This is a genomic window from Sinorhizobium sp. CB7, from assembly GCF_041357635.1.
GTDB lineage: Bacteria > Pseudomonadota > Alphaproteobacteria > Rhizobiales > Rhizobiaceae > Rhizobium.
On record NZ_JAULLL010000077.1, the window covers coordinates 1 to 373 of the forward strand.

Sequence of the window (373 nt, forward strand, 5' to 3'; positions counted from 1 at the left end):
AAGCGGGTGCGCAGGCTCTCGTGGCGGGCGACCACCGCTGCAGCCGCCGAACGCAGGGCGTCGGCATCAAGGGCGCCTTCGAGCCGGATCGAGCCGGCGATCGTATAGGCGGCACTGTCCGGATCGAGCCGCCACAGGAACCAGAGCCGCTCTTGCGCCGGTGAGAGCGGCATGCGCTCCAGGCCGGCCGGCCGTGGCGCGATCGGCACGTCGGCGACCGCTTCCTGCCCGTCGATGAGGACCGCAATGCCCGCCACCGTCGGATGATTGAAGAGCGCCCGCAGCGACACGTCATGCCCAAGGCCCTGGCGCAGCCGTGCCGTCAGCCGTACGGCGGTCAGCGAATGCCCGCCGATCTCGAAGAAGTTGTCGT

At 70.2% G+C, this 373-nt stretch carries 1 protein-coding gene; it reads right to left on the reverse strand.

Annotated elements, in window-relative coordinates; all coding sequences use genetic code 11:
- Nucleotides 1-373 (reverse strand): condensation domain-containing protein (locus tag AAE029_RS36250; protein ID WP_371077771.1); only part of this gene is annotated, 373 nt, incomplete at both ends.